This window comes from Oryzisolibacter propanilivorax (assembly GCF_900103645.1).
In the GTDB taxonomy this organism is placed as follows: Bacteria; Pseudomonadota; Gammaproteobacteria; order Burkholderiales; family Burkholderiaceae_C; genus Melaminivora; species Melaminivora propanilivorax.
Map to the genome: position 1 here is coordinate 241,935 of NZ_FNHP01000004.1, position 18,397 is coordinate 260,331.

Here is an 18,397-nt window from a genome sequence, read left to right on the forward strand (position 1 = left end):
AGGCATTTTGATGCGAAAAATAGCGGAACACATGGCGCAAGGGGCGGCAGTCGCACGGGGCACCCCGGACGCGGGGCGACGGATTCTCGCCGCGAATCGGCCCGCGCGCGCGGCGCCGTCTATGCTGTGGCCGCTTCGCCACTCTCCGCATCGCGCCGCCATGCACCTGCTCGCCCCCGGCTCCGAGATCGACGGCTTCGTCGTGCACGGGTGCATCCACTCTGGCGGCATGGCCCACATCTACCGCGTGGGCCCTGGCAGCACGGCGCGCGATACAGGCTTTCCGCTGGTCATGAAGATCCCGCGCATGACGGTGCTGGACGGCGCGGAGAACATCGTCGGCTTCGAGGTCGAGCTGACCGTTCTGCCCACCCTGTCCGGCCCGCACGCGCCGCGCTTTGTCGCCGCCGGCGACCTGGTGCGCCTGCCCTACCTGGTCATGGAATACCTCGAGGGCCACACGCTGCAGCACTGGCTGGACGCGCACCCGGCGCGGGACCACGCCGCGCGCAGCCCCGAAACCATTGCCCGCATCGGCGCCGCGCTGGCCATCGCCGCGCACAGCCTGCACGAGCAGAACGTCTGCCACTTGGACCTGAAACCCGCCAACGTGCTGCTGCGCCCGGACGGCAGCGCGGTGCTGCTGGACTTCGGCCTGTCGTGCCACGCGCATTACCCCGACTTGCTGGCAGAGGAGATGCGGCGCGCCGTCGGCTCGCCCGCCTGGATCGCCCCCGAGCAGGTGGTGGGCGTGCGCGGCGACCTGCGCAGCGACATTTTCGCCATCGGCGTGATGCTGTACGAGATGGCGACCGGTGCGCTGCCCTTTGGCGCTCCGACCACGCCCGGCGGCCTGCGCCAGCGGCTGTGGATGACGCCGCAACCACCGCGCGCGCACCGGCCCGACCTGCCCGCGTGGCTGCAGGACATCATCCTGCGCTGCCTGGAGCCGGCCGCGGCCGAGCGCTATCCGTCGGCCGCGCAGCTGGCCTTCGACTTGGCCAACCCCGAGCAGGTGGCTGTCACCGAGCGTGGCCAGCGCACGCGCGGACCCGGCGTGCGGGCGCATGTCAGGCGCTGGATCCGCGCCGCCGGCATGCACTACCAGCCCAGCCCCCTGCCGCATGACCAGATCGAACTGTCGCCCATCGTCATGGTCGCCGTGCCGCACCAGGACGTGAGCGACGCAACGCTGTACTCGCTGCGCGAAGCCGTCGCGCGCTCGCTGGGCATCCGGCCCGGCGCGCGGCTGGCCTGCGTCACGGTGCTTTCGCCATCGGCCGCCAGCACCTCGGACGGCGAGCGCAGCGAGACCGCGCTGCGCCGCCTGCACCTGGCACGCCTGAAAACCTGGTCGCAGCCGCTGCCGCTGGCCGGGCACGCCGTCAGCCACCACGTGCTGGAGGCCGGCGACGTGGCACAGGCGCTGCTGCGCTACGCCGCGGCCAACCGCGTCGGCCTCATGATCCTGGGCGCGGCCACGCACGGGCTGCAGCTGCAGCGCTTCGTGGGCACCGTGCCCATGCGCGTGGCGCGCGACGCGCCGTGCACGGTCATCCTGGTCAAGCAGCAGCTGCCGTTCGGCGCGCTGGGCGCCGCCGCTGGCGACAATGCCGGGGATGCACAGTCCTTTCCCTGACGCCACCGGCAACACCGCTGCACCGCATCCCTATTCGCTTCTCACCCCCGACGTGGTGCTGGACGCCCTGGCCCGTGTCGGCCTGCACGGCGACGGCCGGCTGATGGCGCTGTCCTCCTACGAGAACCGCGTGTACCAGGCGGTGCTGGAGGACGGCCAGCGCGTGGTCGCCAAGTTCTACCGCCCCGGGCGCTGGAGCCGCGCGCAGATCCTGGAGGAGCACGCCTTCGCGCAGGAGCTGCACGCGGCCGAGGTGCCGGTGGTGGCGCCCCTGGTGCTGGACGGCGGCACGCTGCACGCGCACGCCGGCTTCGAGTTTTCCGTCAGCCCCTGGCGCGGCGGGCGCCAGCCCGAGCTGCAGGAGGACCAAGACTGGGAGATGCTGGAGTGGATCGGCCGCTTCATCGCCCGGCTGCACAACGTCGGCGCGGCGCGGCCCTTCGACCACCGCCCGGCGCTGGACCTGCAGCGCTTCGGCCGCGCGCCGCGCGACTGGCTGCTGGAGCACGGCGCGGTGGCGCCCGAGCACGCCGGCGCCTGGCGCGCGGCGTGCGACGAAGCTCTCGAATTAATAGCTAGAGGCCCTTCATCCACCGGGGTCAGTGGCACTTTTGGCTTGCAAAATGCGGCGCTGCTGCGGCTGCACGGCGACTGCCACCCGGGCAACATCCTGTGGACGCCACCTGATGAGACCGGCGGCGGGCCGCACTTCGTCGACCTGGACGACGCCTGCACCGGCCCGGCCGTGCAGGACCTGTGGATGCTGCTGTCGGGCGAGCGGCGCGAACGCACGCTGCAGCTGTCGGCGCTGCTGGAGGGCTACGAGCAGCTGCGTCCGTTCGACCGGCGCGAGCTGGCGCTGATCGAGCCGCTGCGCACGCTGCGCCTGATCCACTACAGCGCCTGGCTGGCGCGGCGCGTGGCCGGGGGCGACCCGATCTTCGCCGTGAACTTTCCGTGGTTCGGCACGCCGGACTACTGGGCCGGGCAGGTGGTGCTGCTGCAGGATCAGGTCGAGGCGATGCAAGAGGAGCCGCTGGCGGCGTGAAAGGCGCGCCTGCGAAGGAGCGGCACTCCGCAGCCGCTCACTCCTGCCGCGCCCCGGAGATCTTCACCAGCTTGTCGATGATGGCGTTGGAGGACTCGAAGTCGCGGCGGAACTCCGCCGCGCCGCCCTGTACCGGCTCCAGGCCGAAGACCTGTAGCCGCGCCTTCATGGCGGTGGAGTGGATGATGTCCACCGCCTCCTTCTCCAGCCGCTGCACGATCGGCCGCGGGGTGCCCGCCGGCGCCAGCATGGTGAACCAGGCGATGGTCTTGAACTCAGGGTCGGGAAAGCCCTGCTCGGCCATGGTCGGCACGTCGGGCAGGTCAGCCAGCCGCCGCGGGCCCAGGATGGCGATGGGGCGCAGCCGCCCGGCCTTGATCTGGCCCTGCGCGGCGGCCAGCGTGCCCATGCCCCATGACACCACGCCGGCGGTCAGGTCCTGCACGTAGGGCGCCTCGCTCTTGTAGGCCACGTGGGTCATCTGCAGCTTGCGCGAGTCGCTCAGGTAGGCGCTCATCAGGTGGCCGGGCGAGCCGGTGCCGTACGAGCCGTAGTTGACCTTGCCCTTGTTCTGCTGCGCCCAGGCCATGAATTCCTTCATGTTGTGCACCGGCACATCGGCGTTGACGGTGAGCACCAGGCTGGTGGCCGCGATCTCGGTGATGAACTCGAAGTCCTTGCGGATGTCGTAGGGCACCTTGGCGAACACATGGTGCGCGTAGAACACCGGCGTGGAGTACGACACCAGCAGCGTGTAGCCATCGGGCGCGGCGCGGGCGACGGCGCTGGTGCCCAGCATGCCTGAGGCGCCGGTCTTGTTGTCCACCACCACCGCCTGCCCCAGGCGCTTGCCCAGTTCCTCGGCCAGCACCCGACCGACCACGTCGGTGCCGCCGCCGGCGCCCGCCGGTATCACCATGGTGATGGGCCGGCGCGGCCAGCCAGCCTCGGCACCCGCCGTCTGGGCGTGCAACCCACCTGCGGCGACCCATGCCAGGGCCGCCCCGGCCATCCATTTCGCGAAACCCATGTTGCCTCCTGCTGCCGCGCGCATGCGGCGCGGGACCTGCATGTTCACCGCAGCACGGCAAGGAGGCAGTAGGGATAGCCTGTAGCCGCTGTCGCTCAGGCGTCGCCGGCGGCCCAGGCGCTGGCTGCGCCTGGAGCCGGGACAGGCGTCACACCAGCAGCGCGTTCACCCGGCGCACGTAGGCGGCAGGGTCCTCGGGCAGGCCGCCCTCGGCCAGCAGCGCCTGATCGAACAGGATGTTGGCCAAGTCGTGGAAGTGCACGCTGCCGTCCAGCTTTTTGACCAGCGGGTGCTCGGGGTTCACCTCCAGCACCGGCTTGGACTCGGGCGCGCTCTGGCCGGCCTGCTTGAGCATGCGCGCCAGCTGCGTGCTCATGCCGTGCTCCTGCACCACCAGGCAGGCGGGCGAGTCCACCAGGCGGGTAGTGGCGCGCACGTCCTCGGCCTTGTCCTTCAGCGCTTCCTTGAGCTTGGCCAGCATCGGCTTGAAGGCCTCGGCGGCTTCCTCGGCGGCTTTCTTCTCTTGCTCGTCCTGCAGCTTGCCCAGGTCCACCGCACCCTTGGCGACGGACTGCAGCGGCGTGCCGTCGAAGTCGTTCAGGTAGCCCAGCGCCCACTCGTCCACGCGGTCGGTCATCAAGAGCACCTCGATGCCCTTTTTCTTGAAGATCTCCAGCTGCGGGCTGTGCTTGGCCGCGGCCAGGGTGTCGGCGGTGATGTAGTAGATCGCCTCCTGGCCCTCCTTCATGCGCGCCTTGTACTGCTCCAGGCTGACGCTGGGGGTGTCGCTGCTGGTCGAGGCAAAACGCAGCAGCTTGGCGATGCGCTCGCGGTTGGCGAAGTCCTCGCCCAGCCCTTCCTTCAGCACGCTGCCGAACTCGGTGTAGAAGCGCGTGTACTTGCCCTCCTTGGCCTTGTCCTCCTCGCTCACCACGTCCTGTACGTCACCTTCGGCAGCGGAGGCCTCGTGGCGGTCGTGGCGCGCCAGGTCTTCCAGCATCGACAGCACGCGCTTGGTCGAGCCGTCGCGGATCAGGCGCACGTCGCGCGACTCCTGCAGCAGTTCGCGGCTGACGTTCAGCGGCAGGTCGCTCGAATCGATCACGCCTTTGACGAAGCGCAGGTAGCTGGGCATCAGCGCCTCGGCGTCGTCCATGATGAACACGCGCTTGACGTACAGCTTCACGCCCGCGGCCTTGTCGCGGTTCCACAGGTCGAACGGCGCCTTGCCGGGGATGTACAGCAGCTGCGTGTACTCGGTATTGCCCTCGACGCGGTTGTGGCTCCAGGCCAGCGGATCCTCGTGGTCGTGGCTGATGGCCTTGTAGAACTCCTTGTACTGCTCGTCGGTGATGTCTTTCTTCGGCCGCGTCCACAGCGCGCTGGCCTTGTTCACCGGCTCCCATTCGCCGGTCTTGACCATCTCGCCGGGCTCGCCTTCCTTCTCGGATTCCTTCCACTCTTCCTTTTCCATCAGGATGGGCAGGCTGATGTGGTCGGAATACTTGGCGATGACCTGTTTGATCTTCCAGGCGTTCAGGAACTCGTCGGCGTCCTCGCGCAGGTGCAGGATGACGCTGGTGCCGCGCTGCTGGCGCTCGATCTGCTCGACCTCGAACTCGCCCGTGCCGGTGCTGGACCAGCGCACGCCCTCGGAGGCTGGCAGGCCGGCGCGGCGGCTCTCGACGGTGATGCGGTCGGCGACGATGAAGCCCGAATAGAAGCCCACGCCGAACTGGCCGATCAGCTGGCCCTGCTCGGTGGCGCTGGCCTTCTGGTCGCCGGACAGGCGGCTCATGAAGTCCTTGGTGCCGCTCTTGGCGATGGTGCCCAGGTGCTCGATGGCCTCCTGCTGGCTCATGCCGATGCCGTTGTCGGTGATGGTCAGGGTGCGCGCGGCCTTGTCGAAGGACACGCGCACTTCCAGGTTCGGCTGGTCCTCGTACAGGGCCGGGTTGTTCAGCGCCTCGAAGCGCAGCTTGTCGCAGGCATCGGAGGCGTTGGAGACCAGCTCGCGCAGGAAGATCTCCTTGTTGGAGTACAGCGAGTGGGTGACCAGGTGCAGCAGTTGCGCGACTTCGGCCTGGAACTGGTGCTGGTGTTTGGCAGTGCTCATGCGGTCAGGACAAAAAAGGGTTGGACAGAAAAAACAAAAGCCGGCGCAGCCGGAACGCCAGGGCATATGGAGGCATTGCCGGGTGCTTCAAGGGCGCGGGCGCAGCTGCGGCACACTGGGCGCATGGCACACGACCCCAGCAACCACGCACCCTTCCCCACCGGCAGCGCCGTGCAGCGCACCGAGCGCGCCCTGGCCGCCATCGAGGCCGCCGGCGACGAGGGCCGGCGGATTTTCACCCGGGTCTACGCCCGCGCCGCGCTGCAGGCGGCACGCGCGGCGGACGAGCGCGCGGCCAGCGGCATCACGCTGGGGCCGCTGGACGGGCGCATCGTTTCGATCAAGGATCTGCTGGATGTGGCCGGCGAGCCGACCACCGCCGGCTCGGCGGCGCTGCGGAACGCGCCGCCCGCGGCACAGGACGCCGTCGTGGTCCAACGCCTGCGCGCGGCCGGCTGCGTGCTGATCGGCAAGACCAACATGACCGAGTTCGCGTTCTCCGGTATCGGTCTCAATCCGCACTTCGGCACGCCGGGCAACGCGCACGATGCGGCGCGCATCCCGGGCGGCTCGTCCAGCGGCGCGGGCGTCAGCGTGGCACGCGGCATGGCCGAGATCGCCATCGGCACCGACACCGGCGGCTCAGTCCGCATCCCGGCGGCCTTTGCCGGCATCGCCGGCTTCAAGCCGACGCAGGCGCGCGTGTCGCGGGACGGCGCGCTGGCGCTGTCGTACACGCTGGACACCATCGGCCCGCTGGCCGCCAGCGTGCACGACTGTGCCCGCGCCGACGCGGTGCTGAGCGGCCAGCCCTGGCAGCCGCTGCCCGTGCGCGACGTGGCCGGCCTGCGCATCGGCGTGCCGCGCGGCTGGCTGCTGCGCGAGGCCGACACCGCCGTGCTGGACGCCTTCGAGGCCGCGCTGCGGCGCTTGTCCGGCGCCGGTGCGCGCCTGACGGACCTGGCACTGGACGAGTGGATGAAAGCACCGGCGCTGCTGCAGCAAAACGGCAGCATCGCCGCCGCCGAGGCTGCGCACGTGCACCGCGAGGTGCTGGCGCGCGCGCCGCAACAGCTCGACCCTCGCGTGCTGGCGCGCATCGTGCCCGGCCAGAGCGTGCCCGCACCGCACTACATCGGCGTACTGCGCGAGCGCACGCGGCTGCAGGTGGCCTTCGACGCGCAGCTGGAGGCCACCGGCGTGGACCTGCTGGCCCTGCCCACCGTGCCTATCGCACCGCCATGCATTGCAGAACTGGAGCGCGACGACGCCGCCTTCATGCGCGCCAACGCGCTGGTACTGCGCAATCCGTCGGTGTTCAACTTCTACGACCTGCCGGCGCTGTCGCTGCCCTTCGGCCAGGCAGCGGGCCTGCCTTTCGGCCTGATGCTGGTCGCGCCGCGCGGGCGCGACCACGAATTGCTGGCGCTGGCCGCCGCCATCAAAGCGCTGGGCACGGACGCCTAGAAGCGCTCGTCCGCCCCCAGGTAGCGCCACTGCCCCACCGGCAGCTGCCCCAGCACCACCCGGCCGATGCGAATGCGCTTCAAGCCCACCACCTTCAGCCCGACCTGCTCGCACATGCGGCGGATCTGACGCTTCTTGCCCTCGGTCAGCACGAAGCGCAGCTGCTCGGGGTTTTGCCAGTCCACCTGGGCGGGCTTCAGGGGTTTGCCGTCCAGGCTCAGGCCATGGCGCAACAGGGCGAGCTGGTCCGGCGGGAACGCGGCGCGCACGTCCTGCGCCACATCGCCGTAGTGCACGCGCACCAGGTATTCCTTGTCGATGGTCGAATCCTCGCCGATCAGCTGGCGCGCCACGCGCCCATCCTGCGTCAGCACCAGCAGGCCCACCGAATCGATGTCCAGCCGCCCGCAGGGCGCGAGGCCCCGCAGCTGCGCCGGCGAAAAGCGCGTGCGGCTGGCGTCGCCCGCCCAGTGGCTGCGCGGGCCGATCAGGGTGACAGCCGGGGTGTGCCCGTCCTCGGCCTGGCCGCTGACGTAGCCCATGGGCTTGTGCAGCACGATGGTCACCTGCTCGCGCTGCTGGCCTTGCGCGGCGCGGTCGATCTCGATGCGCGCCTGTGGACCGACCTGCTGGCCCATCTGCGCTACCTGACCGTCCACGCGCACCCAGCCGCGCTCGACCCAAGCGTCGGCCTCGCGGCGCGAGCACAGGCCGAGCTCGGCCATGCGCTTGTTCAGCCGCTGGGTATCGCCACCCGCGGCCGCCCGCGCCGGCGCGGGTGGGCGCCGCGGCGCGTCCGCGTGCGCTACGTTGGGCCGCGGCGCGGGTGCCCCGGCCGGCGCCGGCCGGGAGGCGGTGCGCGAAGCCGGCGGACCGGCATGCGCCACGTTGGGCCGGGGCGCCGGGGGGCGCACCGGGCCCGGCCGCGCTGCGGCGCGGGGCGCGGGAGCCGGAGCCGGCGTGGGCGCAGGTGCGCCCGGCGGACGCAGGCGCAGGCGCGCACGCGGCGCGGCGCCGGGGGGAACGGGGGGCGGAGAGGGCGGCCGGTCGGACATGGGGCGTATTGTCGCGCGCCGGCCCGGTGCGTCAGGGCGGCGGCGCGGCGCCGTCCGCGTCGCGCTGGCGGGCCGATGCGGCGCGTGGCGCGCGGTGCGCGTGGGCGCCGCCGCCCGGCTCGGTGCGCGCGAAGGCGCCGTGGCGCAGCGCCTGCAAGTCCAGCACGCGCAGCCCGCCGTACTCCACGCGGATCGCACCGCGCGCCTCCAGACAGGCCAGCGCCTCGTTCACGCGCTGGCGCGACAGGCCGACCAGGTAGGCCAGTTCCTGCTGGGTGATGCGCAGCACGTCGCCCAGGCCGGGGTAGAGCACCGGGTTGAACAGCGCCGCCAGGCTGCGCGCCACGCGCAGGTCGGGGCTGGCGATGCGGTCGATCTCGCGCGCGGCGATGAACTGCCCCAGCCGCTCGTTGAGCTGGTGCATGACGAAGCGGTTGAAGCCGATGGAGTGGTCCAGCAGCCAGTGGAAGGTATCGATGGGCAGGCCGGCGACCACGCTCTTCCTGAGCGCCTGGATGTGGTAGCGGTAAGGCTCGCGCTTGAGCACCGTGCCCTCGCCGAACCAGCCGCCGGGAGGCAGGCCGGCAAACGTCATGGTCAGGCCGTCGGCGTTGTCGGCGCTCATCTTCAGCAGGCCCTCGACCACGCCGAACCAGTACGTCACCGGCCGGCCGACGCGGCAGACGAAGTCGCCGGCGCGCGCGTCGCCGACGACGATGGCCGCCACCGCGCGCGCGCGCTCGGCCGGCTGCAGCCGGCCCAGCCAGGGGATGCCGGCGAGCTCGTCGGCGGTGGGCGGGCGGCGGCGCTGGTGCAGCGAGGCGTCTTGCGTCATCCGGCGAGCTTGGCGAAAAAGTTCCCGCCGCGGCCCCAGGGAATACCACGACCCACTGGCATCCGCGCGACAGCCGGGCCGCCCCGCAAAAGCTATCAAAATAATAGCTATATGCCCTTTTAAACAAAGGGTCAGAGGCCAATTTGACTTGAAACCGGCTTACGGCGCGGTCAGGGCCCAGCGGTAATCCCGGAAGCGCCAGACGGCGCGGCCGGGCTCGATGCGCTCCAGCACCAGGCCGGGCGCCGCCGCCTCGCCCTCGTGCAGGACCTGGCCGTTGATGATGGCCATGCGGTGCAGCGGGTTGGCTGAGTAGCTGATGCCCGCCAGCTTCAGCGCCGGCAACTGGGCGCGCACGGCGGGGGGCAGCTCGTCCAGCGTGAAGATGGCGCCGGCGGGCGGGCCGCCGGCGCCGGGGCGGGCCGCCGGCGGCGGGCCGGCTGGCGCGGCTGCGCCCGGCGCCTGGCGGATGGCGCCCTGCCCTGGCGCCGGGGCCGCCGGCGCGCGCGCGGCAGGCAGCTCGGCGGCGGCCGGCGCCCTGCCCGCTGCGGCGCGGGCGCGTTCACCGGCGGCTGCAGCCGCCCCCTTGGGAGGGCTGGCCGGCAGGTCGGGCAACGCCAGCACCGGCGGCGGCGCCGTCAGCGGCTGCGCCGCGGCGGCAGCGCTGGCGGCGGTTGGTGGCAGCGCTGCGTCAGTGCCGGGCGGAGCCGGCGCGGGCGCCACGGCAGTGGCCGGCGCCGCGCCCTCCAGGGCGCCAGCCTGCGGGCGCGCCAGCCACCAGCCGCCCGCCGCCACCACCGCCAGCCCCAGGGCCGCCAGCAGCAACCAGGGCAGCGGCGCGGCGCGCTCGGGCGGCAGCGGCGCGGGGCCGGCCACGGCCGGAGAGTGCAGATCGGGCACGGCGCCGCGCTGGCGCTCGGCCTGGGCGCGCCGCAGCGCATCGAGGATGTAGGACATGGTGGTTTTTCAGCCGCCGCGCGCCAGGCGCGGCTCGGTCACGCCCAGGGCGCGGTTCAGGAGCATCAGGGTCAGCGGGCCGGCCTGGCCGTCGGGCGTCAGGCCCTGTGCCAGTTGGAAGCGGCGGATGCGCGCGCGCAGCGCGGCGGGGTCGGGCGGTGCGGTGCGGGCGGTGCCGGCGCCGGCTGCCGCGGCGTCGCCCTGCACCCGGTCCAGCTGCTGCGCCAGCCAGGCGGCGCCGGCGCGGCTGGCGGCGGCGTCGGCCGCGTCGGGCAGCCCGGCCGGGGCCTTCCACAGCGTCGCCATCTCGCCGCGCCACAGCGGGGCCAGCGCGGCCAGGGGCACGGCCGGGGTCCGTCCGTCGGCGCCGACCAGCAGCGCCTGCTCGCCATCGAGCTGGCGCAGCGCCACCACCACCGGCGCCGCGTCGCCCGCGCCAGCGGGCGCCAGGGTCAGCAGCGCGGGCCGGTCCAGCAGGCGCAGCTGCGCCAGGCTGGCGCGGCGCGTGCGCCAGCAGCGCAGGTCCTGGCGCGCCAGCGCGGCGCAGGCATCGCCAGCGCCGGCCGGCAGCGGCGCCTGCCAGGCCAGCGCCAGGGTGCGCCAGCCGGCGGCCTCGCCGGCGGCCGCATCCGGCTGGGCCTGCAGGAATGGCGCCAGGGCGGGTGTGGAAGGCGGCGGTTGCCGCGCGTCAGGCGCGGCTGCGGCGGCGCCTGGGGCAGCCTCTGCGGCATCTTCCGTGGCCTGCGGTGCACCGGCCGCCTGGGTGCCGGACACGCCCCTTGCGGCCTGCGCCTGTGCGGTGCCGGGCGGCTGCATGCCCTGCGGCGCCAGCGCCCAGGCCAATGCCGCCGTGACCGCCGCGCCTGCCAGCGCACCGCCGGCCCAGGCCGGCCAGCGCGCCGCATGCCATGCGCTGCCGGCGCTGCCGAACACCTCGCGCGCCGCGCGCCGCAGCGTGGCCGGGCGCACCTCGCGCTCGCCCCGGCTGTAGGCGCCCAGCAGCGCCCGGTCGCACAGCAGGTTGATGCGCCGGGGCACTCCCTGGCTGAGCGCGTGCACCCGCGCCAGCACGCGCGCGCCGAACGGCGACGGGCCGCGCAGCCCGGCCACGCCCAGGCGGTGCGCGACGTACTGCGCCGTCTCGGCGCGGCTCAAGGGGCCCAGGTGGTAGCGCGCGATGACGCGCTGCGCCAACTGCTCCAGCTGCGGCTGCGCCACCAGGTCGCGCAGTTCGGGCTGGCCGATCAGGATGATCTGCAGCAGTTTTTTCTCGTTGGTCTCCAGGTTGGTCAGCAGGCGCAGCTGCTCCAGCACCTGCGGCGCCAGGTTCTGCGCCTCGTCGATGACCAGCACGCACGAGCGCCCCTGGGCGTGCGCGCGCAGCAGAAAGTCGTTCAGCGGGTCGATGCAGTCCTTCACGGTCTCGGCGCCGGGCGCGGCCGGCGCATGCGCCACGCCGAACTCGTCGCAGATGGTGCGCAGCAGCTCGGGCACCGTCAGACGCGGGTTGAAGATGTAGGCCACATGGCAGCTGGCCGGCACCTGCTCCAGGAAGCACCGGCAGACGGTGGTCTTGCCGGCGCCGATCTCGCCCGTCAGCAGCACGAAGCCGCCGCCGGCCTCCAGCCCGTACAGCAGGTGCGCCAGCGCCTCGCGGTGACGTTCGCTCATGAAGAGATAGCGCGGGTCGGGTGCAATGGAAAACGGCGGCTGCTCCAGGCCGAAGAACGGGGCGTACATGGGGCGCGAGGATAGCGCCGCGCCCTCTTTGCGCTAACCGACAGCGTGCCGCGCGCCAGCGGCCTGGCGCAAGGCTTCAGGGTTTGACCCCTGGGGACTAACCCGCGAAATGTCGCCACACGGACATGATGGCGTCAAAGTCCTGCCTACCATCGGTTGCAACTCGATCGCCATGTGCCCTGCAGCCATGCGCCATCTCCCTCCACTCGCAAGGCAAGAGGACATGACCACCACGCTCCCCCATCTGCTGCTGCGCCACGCCGCCGAGCGCCCCCGCGCGCCGGCGCTGCGCGAGAAGGAATACGGCATCTGGCAGACCTGGAGCTGGCAGGCCGCGGCCGCCGAGGTGCGCCACATGGCCTGCGGACTGCTGGCGCTGGGCTTCCAGCGCGGGCAGAACCTGGCCCTCATCAGCGACAACCGGCCGCACGTGTACCTGGGCTTCCTGGCGGTGCAGAGCGTGGGCGGCGTGCCCATCCCGCTGTACCAGGACGCAGTGGCCGCCGAGATGACCTTTGTCGTGCAGGACGCCGACATCGCCTTCGCTTTCGCTGAGAACCAGGAGCAGGTGGACAAGCTGCTGGAGGTGCGCGAGACAGTGCCCGGCATCCGCCACATCATCTACGACGACCCGCGCGGCCTGCGCCACTATGACCAGCCGGGCCTGATCAGCACGGCCGAGCTGGTGGCGCGCGGTGCCGAGTGGGATCGTGCCAACCCCGGCATCTTCGAGGCGCTGCTGGGCGGCATCACGCCCGATGACGTCTCGGTGATCCTCTACACCTCGGGCACCACCGGCAAGCCCAAGGGCGTGTGCCTGACGCACGCCGCGTTCGCCGCCTCCGCCCAGGGCGGCGTCGAGGTGGACCGCCTGGGCCCGCAGGACAACGTGATCTCCTATCTGCCGCCGGCCTGGGTGGGCGACCACCTGTTCTCGGTGGCGCAGTGGCTGGTCGCGGGCTTCACCATCAACTGCCCCGAATCGGCCAGCACGGTGACCATCGACCTGCGCGAGATCGGCCCGACGTACTACTTCGCCCCGCCGCGCATCTTCGAGGCCATGCTGACTTCGGTGTCCATCCGCATGGAAGATGCCTCGGCCCCGAAGCGCTGGCTGTTCGAGCGCTGCATGCAGCTGGCACGCCGCGTCGGCTCGGACATCCTGGACGGCAAGCCGGTCGGCGCGCTCGACCGCCTCAAGTACCGGCTGGCCGACCTGGCCATCTACGGCCCGCTGCGCAACGTCATCGGCCTGTCGCGCATCCGCGTGGCCTACACCGCGGGCGCGGCGATCGGGCCGGACCTGTTCCGCTTCTTTCGCTCCATTGGCATCAACCTCAAGCAGTTCTACGGCCAGACCGAGACCTGCGCGTATGTGTGCCTGCAGCGCGACGGGCAAGTGAACTTGGCCAGCGTCGGCCAGGCCGCGCCCGGCATCGAGCTGAAGATCGCCGCCAGCGGCGAGGTGCTGGTCAAGGGCGTGTCGGTGCTCAAGGAGTACTACAAGCGCCCGGACGCCACGGCCGAGGTGTTCGACGAGAACGGCTACTTCAAGACCGGCGACGCTGGCGTGATCGGCACCGACGGGCAGCTGCGCATCATCGACCGCGCCAAGGACGTGGGCCACCTGACGGGCGGCGCGATGTTCGCGCCTAACTACATCGAGAACAAGCTCAAGTTCTTCTCCTTCATCAAGGAGGCAGTGTGCTTCGGCCACGGGCGCGAGCGGGTCTGCGCCTTCATCAACATCGACTTCGAGGCCGTAGGCAACTGGGCCGAGCGGCAGAACCTGCCCTACGCCGGCTATGTGGACCTGGCGACCAAGCCGCAGGTACTGCAGCTCATCGCAGACTGCGTCTCCCAGGTGAACGCCGACTTGGCCGGGGAAGCCGGCATGGAGGACACGCAGGTGGCGCGCTTCCTGGTGCTGCACAAGGAACTGGACCCGGACGACGACGAGCTGACGCGCACGCGCAAGGTACGCCGCGGCTTCATCGCCGACAAGTACGGCGTGCTGGTGGATGCGCTGTACGCCGGCAAGGGCGAACAGTTCATCGAGACCCAGGTGAAGTTCGAGGACGGGCGCACCGGCAGCGTCAGCGCCACGCTGGCCCTGGTGGACGCCAAGACCTGGCCGGCGCAGCGCGCGGCCGCCTGACATCCGAGGCACCGACGACATGACCCAGAGAACCATCGGCGACGTCATCCTGGACGTGCAGAACATCAGCCTGCGCTTCGGCGGCGTGAAGGCCCTCACCGACATCTCGTTCGATGTGCGCGAGCACGAGATCCGCTCGATCATCGGCCCCAACGGCGCCGGCAAGAGCTCCATGCTCAACTGCATCAACGGCGTGTACACGCCGCAGGACGGCTCGATCACCTTCCGCGGCAAGACCTTCAGCCACATGAACAGCCGCCAGGTGGCCGAGATGGGCGTGGCGCGCACGTTCCAGAACCTGGCGCTGTTCAAGGGCATGAGCGTGATCGACAACATCATGACCGGGCGCAACATGCAGATCAAAAGCAACCTGCTGCTGCAGGCGCTGCGCATCGGCCCGGCGCAGGCCGAGGAGATCCGCCACCGCGAGTTCGTCGAGCACATCATCGACTTCCTGGAGATCCAGGCCTGGCGCAAGACGCCCGTGGGCCAGCTGCCCTACGGCCTGCAAAAGCGCGTCGACCTGGGGCGTGCCCTCGCCATGGAGCCGCAGGTGCTACTGCTGGACGAGCCCATGGCCGGCATGAACGTCGAGGAAAAGCAGGACATGAGCCGCTTCATCCTGGACGTGAACGACGAGTTCGGCACCACCATCGTGTTGATCGAGCACGACATGGGGGTGGTGATGGACATCAGCGACCGCGTGGTGGTGCTGGACTACGGCAAGAAGATCGGCGACGGCGCCCCCGAAGAGGTGCGCGCCAACGAGGATGTGATCCGCGCCTATCTGGGCACCACCCACTAAAAGCACGAACAGGAGTACCGGAGCATGGGCTTTTTTCTGGAAACCTTGTTCGGCGGCCTGATGGTGGGCACGCTGTACGCGCTGATCGCCATCGGCTTCGTGCTGATCTTCAAGGCCTCGGGCGTGTTCAACTTCGCGCAAGGGGCGATGGTGCTGTTCTCGGCGCTGGCCATGGCGCGCTTTGCCGAGTGGATCCCGCAGTGGCTGGGCACGGACAGCCAGGTGGTGGGCAACCTGCTGGCCATCGTCGTCACGCTGGTGCTGATGGTGGTGGTGGCCTGGCTGATCGAGCGACTGGCGCTGCGCCACCTGGTCAACCAGGAGCCGATCACGCTGCTCATGGCAACGCTGGGCGTGGCCTACCTGCTGGACGGCCTGGGCCCGATGGTCTTCGGCAGCCAGGTCTACAGCATCAACGTCGGCATGCCCAAGGACCCGGTGTTCATCCTGGACGGCATGTTCCCCGGCGGCGTGATGATCAGCCTGGAGGACCTGTACGCCGCCGGCATCGCCGCGGTGCTGGTCGCCGGCCTGTCGGTGTTCTTCCAGAAGACCAAGACCGGGCGCGCGCTGCGCGCCGTGGCCGACGACCACCAGGCGGCGCAGTCCATCGGCATCCCGCTGTCGCGCATCTGGGTCATCGTCTGGTCGGTGGCCGGCGGCGTGGCGCTGGTGGTGGGGATCATCTGGGGCTCCAAGCTGGGCGTGCAGTACTCGCTGTCGCTGGTGGCGCTCAAGGCCCTGCCGGTGGTCATCCTGGGCGGCCTGACCTCGCTGCCCGGCGCCATCATCGGCGGGCTGATCATCGGCGTGGGCGAAAAACTCTCCGAGGTGTACCTCGGGCCCATGGTCGGTGGCGGCATCGAAACCTGGTTCGCCTACGGCCTGGCGCTGTGCTTCCTGCTGGTGCGCCCGCAGGGCCTGTTCGGCGACAAGATCATTGATCGCGTATGACGGACACGATCAAGGATCTTGCAAAGTCGGCAACGGCTTCGCGCAGCGAAGACGGGCAGTGCGCCGCCCAGGCGCACGGGGCAGCCGCAGGCTGCGCCCACGGCCACAACATCATTGACCGTGTCTGAGCCGAGAGGAAGAAAAGAATGTTCTATCGTGAAAACGGCCAGTTCAAGACGACCTACGCCTCCGACCAGCAAATCTTCGGCGTGGCGCAGGACCGCTATACCGTGCTGGCCATCGTCGCCTTCGCCTTCCTGGTGGTGCCCTTCATCGCCAGCGACTACACCTTCCAGGCGGTCTTGATCCCCTTCCTGATCATGTCGCTGGGCGCGCTGGGGCTGAACATCCTGGTGGGCTACTGCGGCCAGATCTCGCTGGGCACGGCGGCCTTCATGGCCGTGGGGGCGTACGCGGCCTACAACCTACAGGCGCGCTTCGACGGCATGCCGCTCTTGCTGGCGCTGGTCGGCGGCGGGCTGGTGGCGATGGTCTTCGGCGTGGTGTTCGGCCTGCCCTCCCTGCGCATCCGCGGGCTGTACCTGGCAGTGGCGACGCTGGCCGCGCAGTTCTTCGTCGACTGGCTGGCCACGCGCGCGGCCTGGGTGACGAACAACTCCTCGTCGGGCTCGGTCAGCGCCAAGGCGCTGGAGATCGCCGGCTGGCAGATCGACACGCCGATGGAAAAGTATCTGCTGTGTCTGGCCATCCTGTGCGTGCTCGGCCTGGGGGCGAAGAACCTGGTGCGCAGCTCGGTCGGGCGCGAGTGGATGGCCATGCGCGACATGGACGTGGCCGCCGCCGTGATCGGCATCCGCCCGGTGTATGCCAAGCTGTCAGCGTTCGCCGTCAGCTCGTTCATCGTCGGCATCGCCGGCGCGCTGTGGGGCTTCGTGCACCTGGGCGCCTGGGAGCCGGCCGCGTTCAGCCTGGACCGCTCGCTGCAACTGCTGTTCATGATCATCATCGGCGGGCTGGGCTCCATCGTCGGCAGCCTGTTCGGCGCGGCGTTCTTCGTGCTGCTGCCGCTGCTGCTCAACCAGGTGCCGCACTGGCTGGGCCTGCCGCTGTCCACGGCCACCGCCACCTACCTGGAACACATGATCTTCGGCGCGCTCATCGTGTTCTTCCTGATTGTCGAGCCCCACGGTCTGGCCAAGCTGTGGTCCACGGCCCGGCAGAAGCTGCGCGTCTGGCCGTTCCCGCATTGATCGATTGCCAACCGGGCGGGCCTGCCTGCCGCCCCCACAACCCAAGGAGACTGAGCATGACTTTCAAACGCAACATCGCACTGGCAGTGGCCACCGTGGCCGCCGGCATGGGCGCGCTGGTCGCCACCCCGGCCGTCCACGCGCAGGGCCAGGAGCAGTTCATGCCCCTGCTGGTGTACCGCACCGGCCAGTTCGCCCCGCTGGGCATCCCCTGGGCCGACGGCAAGCAGGACTACCTGAAGCTGGTGAACGCCCGCGGCGGCGTCAACGGCGTGAAGATCACCTATGAGGAGTGCGAGACCGCCTACGACACCGCCAAGGGCGTGGAGTGCTACGAGCGCCTGAAGAACCGCCCGAACGGCACCGCCAGCTTCGACACCCAGTCCACTGGCATCACCTTCGCCGTGAGCGACAAGGCCCCGGCCGACAAGGCCAGCATCGTGACCGCCGGCTACGGCCTGTCGCAGTCGGCCGACGGGCGCGTGTTCGAGTGGAACTTCCCGCTGCTGGGCAACTACTGGACCGCTGCCGATTCCATCGTGCAGGACATCCTGAAGAAGGAAAAGGGCAACCTGAAGGGCAAGAAGATCGCCCTGGTCTACCACGACTCGCCCTACGGCAAGGAGCCGATTCCGCTGCTGGAAAAGCGCGCCGCCAAGGACGGCTTCGAACTGCTCAAGCTGCCGGTGACGGCGCCGGGCGTCGAGCAAAAGTCCACCTGGCTGCAGATCCGCCAGCAGCGCCCGGACTACGTGCTGCTGTGGTCGGCCGGGGTGATGACGCCCACCGCCGTGCGCGAGGCGCAGGCCACCGGCTACCCGCGCGAGAAGGTCTACGGCGTGTGGTGGGCCGGCTCCGACCACGACGTGAAGGACATCGGCGCCGGCGCCAAGGGCTACAACACCGTGACCATCCACAACACCGCCGAGCGCGACAAGGTGCACGACGAGGTCAAGGCGCAGGTCTACGACAAGGGCCAGGGCACGGCCAAGGACGTGTCCGAGCTGGGCGCCATGGCGCACACCCGCGGCATGGTGATCTCCATGCTGCAGGTCGAGGCGATTCGCACCGCGCAGGACAAGTACGGCAAGGGCAAGGTCATGACCCCCGAGCAGGTGCGCTGGGGCCTGGAGAACCTGAACCTGACGCAGGAGCGCCTCGATGAGCTGGGCTTTGGCAAAGTCCTGCGGCCTATCAAGACCAGCTGCGAGAACCACCTGGGCACCGACTGGTCGCGCATCGCGCAATGGGACGGCAGCAAATTCAAGGTGGTTTCCGACTGGTACCAAGCCGACAAGTCCATGGTCGATCCGTTGATCAAGGAGTACGGCGAGAAGTACGCCAAGGAGAAGAACATCAAGGTGCGCAGCTGCAGCTGAGAG

Annotated in this window: 15 protein-coding genes; 9 read left to right on the forward strand and 6 right to left on the reverse strand. The window is 70.4% G+C overall.

All coding sequences use genetic code 11. The annotated features are described in order from the left end of the window. The first annotated feature begins 160 nt into the window (after positions 1-160). Positions 161-1,639 (forward strand): serine/threonine protein kinase, encoded by a 1,479-nt coding sequence (locus BLQ61_RS08735; RefSeq protein ID WP_091568951.1) that lies wholly within the window; start codon positions 161-163, stop codon positions 1,637-1,639. After that, the gene (locus BLQ61_RS08740) at positions 1,620-2,687 is read left to right on the forward strand and encodes a serine/threonine protein kinase (protein ID WP_091568952.1); all 1,068 of its coding nucleotides are present in this window, start codon (positions 1,620-1,622) and stop codon (positions 2,685-2,687) included. The genes BLQ61_RS08735 and BLQ61_RS08740 overlap by 20 nt, the downstream gene beginning before the upstream one ends. A gap of 37 nt (positions 2,688-2,724) precedes the next feature. On the opposite strand, the gene BLQ61_RS08745 is transcribed toward BLQ61_RS08740, so the two are convergent. Beyond that, positions 2,725-3,717, reverse strand: coding sequence for a Bug family tripartite tricarboxylate transporter substrate binding protein (locus BLQ61_RS08745; protein WP_245703928.1), 993 nt, complete (start codon positions 3,715-3,717; stop codon positions 2,725-2,727). A gap of 148 nt (positions 3,718-3,865) precedes the next feature. Beyond that, positions 3,866-5,833 carry a molecular chaperone HtpG gene (htpG, locus tag BLQ61_RS08750; protein ID WP_091568954.1) on the reverse strand — a complete coding sequence of 656 codons (1,968 nt, stop codon included), beginning with the start codon at positions 5,831-5,833 and terminating at the stop codon, positions 3,866-3,868. A gap of 123 nt (positions 5,834-5,956) precedes the next feature. Here htpG and BLQ61_RS08755 point away from each other — a divergent pair, with 123 nt between their 5' ends. Then, positions 5,957-7,300 (forward strand): amidase, encoded by a 1,344-nt coding sequence (locus BLQ61_RS08755; protein ID WP_091568955.1) that lies wholly within the window; start codon positions 5,957-5,959, stop codon positions 7,298-7,300. Here BLQ61_RS08755 and BLQ61_RS08760 read toward each other — a convergent pair. The 4 genes from BLQ61_RS08760 to BLQ61_RS08775 all read right to left on the reverse strand — a co-directional run bounded on the left by BLQ61_RS08760 (position 7,297) and on the right by BLQ61_RS08775 (position 11,887). Next, positions 7,297-8,025 (reverse strand): pseudouridine synthase, encoded by a 729-nt coding sequence (locus BLQ61_RS08760; RefSeq protein ID WP_342672236.1) that lies wholly within the window; start codon positions 8,023-8,025, stop codon positions 7,297-7,299. The genes BLQ61_RS08755 and BLQ61_RS08760 overlap by 4 nt on opposite strands. A 361-nt stretch (positions 8,026-8,386) precedes the next feature. Next, positions 8,387-9,190: a Crp/Fnr family transcriptional regulator gene (locus BLQ61_RS08765; RefSeq protein ID WP_091568958.1), complete on the reverse strand. Its 804-nt coding sequence runs from the start codon at positions 9,188-9,190 to the stop codon at positions 8,387-8,389. Positions 9,191-9,349: 159 nt separating this feature from the next. Further along, the gene (locus tag BLQ61_RS08770) at positions 9,350-10,147 is read right to left on the reverse strand and encodes a general secretion pathway protein GspB (protein WP_091568960.1); all 798 of its coding nucleotides are present in this window, start codon (positions 10,145-10,147) and stop codon (positions 9,350-9,352) included. A 9-nt stretch (positions 10,148-10,156) separates the two neighbouring features. Further along, positions 10,157-11,887 carry an ExeA family protein gene (locus BLQ61_RS08775; protein WP_091568962.1) on the reverse strand — a complete coding sequence of 577 codons (1,731 nt, stop codon included), beginning with the start codon at positions 11,885-11,887 and terminating at the stop codon, positions 10,157-10,159. 223 nt (positions 11,888-12,110) lie between these two features. Here BLQ61_RS08775 and BLQ61_RS08780 point away from each other — a divergent pair, with 223 nt between their 5' ends. From BLQ61_RS08780 to BLQ61_RS08800, 6 genes are read left to right on the forward strand one after another with little or no spacing between them, the layout of a single operon-like run. Then, entirely contained in the window at positions 12,111-14,045 is a 1,935-nt protein-coding gene (locus BLQ61_RS08780; protein ID WP_091568964.1) for an AMP-dependent synthetase/ligase, read from the forward strand. Positions 14,046-14,064: 19 nt separating this feature from the next. After that, positions 14,065-14,850 (forward strand): ABC transporter ATP-binding protein, encoded by a 786-nt coding sequence (locus BLQ61_RS08785; protein ID WP_091568965.1) that lies wholly within the window; start codon positions 14,065-14,067, stop codon positions 14,848-14,850. A gap of 24 nt (positions 14,851-14,874) precedes the next feature. After that, the gene (locus BLQ61_RS08790) at positions 14,875-15,804 is read left to right on the forward strand and encodes a branched-chain amino acid ABC transporter permease (RefSeq protein ID WP_091568967.1); all 930 of its coding nucleotides are present in this window, start codon (positions 14,875-14,877) and stop codon (positions 15,802-15,804) included. Next, complete coding sequence (locus BLQ61_RS17715) at positions 15,801-15,932, forward strand: hypothetical protein (protein ID WP_281218500.1); 132 nt, start codon at positions 15,801-15,803, stop codon at positions 15,930-15,932. Before BLQ61_RS08790 ends, BLQ61_RS17715 begins: the two co-directional genes overlap by 4 nt. 18 nt (positions 15,933-15,950) lie before the next feature. Continuing rightward, positions 15,951-17,015, forward strand: coding sequence for a branched-chain amino acid ABC transporter permease (locus BLQ61_RS08795; RefSeq protein WP_091568969.1), 1,065 nt, complete (start codon positions 15,951-15,953; stop codon positions 17,013-17,015). Between the two features lie 56 nt (positions 17,016-17,071). After that, positions 17,072-18,394: an ABC transporter substrate-binding protein gene (locus BLQ61_RS08800; RefSeq protein WP_091568971.1), complete on the forward strand. Its 1,323-nt coding sequence runs from the start codon at positions 17,072-17,074 to the stop codon at positions 18,392-18,394. Positions 18,395-18,397 lie beyond the last annotated feature (3 nt).

What these genes read in the sequence shown, in the direction of transcription:
- BLQ61_RS08800 (WP_091568971.1), top strand. Translation starts at nt 17,072, where the DNA reads ATGACTTTCAAACGCAACATCGCACTGGCAGTGGCCACCGTGGCCGCC.
- BLQ61_RS08740 (WP_091568952.1), top strand. Translation starts at nt 1,620, where the DNA reads ATGCACAGTCCTTTCCCTGACGCCACCGGCAACACCGCTGCACCGCAT.
- BLQ61_RS08765 (WP_091568958.1), bottom strand. Translation starts at nt 9,190, where the DNA reads ATGACGCAAGACGCCTCGCTGCACCAGCGCCGCCGCCCGCCCACCGCC.
- BLQ61_RS08780 (WP_091568964.1), top strand. Translation starts at nt 12,111, where the DNA reads ATGACCACCACGCTCCCCCATCTGCTGCTGCGCCACGCCGCCGAGCGC.
- BLQ61_RS08735 (WP_091568951.1), top strand. Translation starts at nt 161, where the DNA reads ATGCACCTGCTCGCCCCCGGCTCCGAGATCGACGGCTTCGTCGTGCAC.
- BLQ61_RS08760 (WP_342672236.1), bottom strand. Translation starts at nt 8,025, where the DNA reads ATGGCCGAGCTCGGCCTGTGCTCGCGCCGCGAGGCCGACGCTTGGGTC.
- BLQ61_RS08745 (WP_245703928.1), bottom strand. Translation starts at nt 3,717, where the DNA reads ATGGGTTTCGCGAAATGGATGGCCGGGGCGGCCCTGGCATGGGTCGCC.
- BLQ61_RS08790 (WP_091568967.1), top strand. Translation starts at nt 14,875, where the DNA reads ATGGGCTTTTTTCTGGAAACCTTGTTCGGCGGCCTGATGGTGGGCACG.
- BLQ61_RS08785 (WP_091568965.1), top strand. Translation starts at nt 14,065, where the DNA reads ATGACCCAGAGAACCATCGGCGACGTCATCCTGGACGTGCAGAACATC.
- BLQ61_RS08775 (WP_091568962.1), bottom strand. Translation starts at nt 11,887, where the DNA reads ATGTACGCCCCGTTCTTCGGCCTGGAGCAGCCGCCGTTTTCCATTGCA.
- BLQ61_RS08795 (WP_091568969.1), top strand. Translation starts at nt 15,951, where the DNA reads ATGTTCTATCGTGAAAACGGCCAGTTCAAGACGACCTACGCCTCCGAC.
- BLQ61_RS17715 (WP_281218500.1), top strand. Translation starts at nt 15,801, where the DNA reads ATGACGGACACGATCAAGGATCTTGCAAAGTCGGCAACGGCTTCGCGC.
- BLQ61_RS08755 (WP_091568955.1), top strand. Translation starts at nt 5,957, where the DNA reads ATGGCACACGACCCCAGCAACCACGCACCCTTCCCCACCGGCAGCGCC.
- BLQ61_RS08770 (WP_091568960.1), bottom strand. Translation starts at nt 10,147, where the DNA reads ATGTCCTACATCCTCGATGCGCTGCGGCGCGCCCAGGCCGAGCGCCAG.
- htpG (WP_091568954.1), bottom strand. Translation starts at nt 5,833, where the DNA reads ATGAGCACTGCCAAACACCAGCACCAGTTCCAGGCCGAAGTCGCGCAA.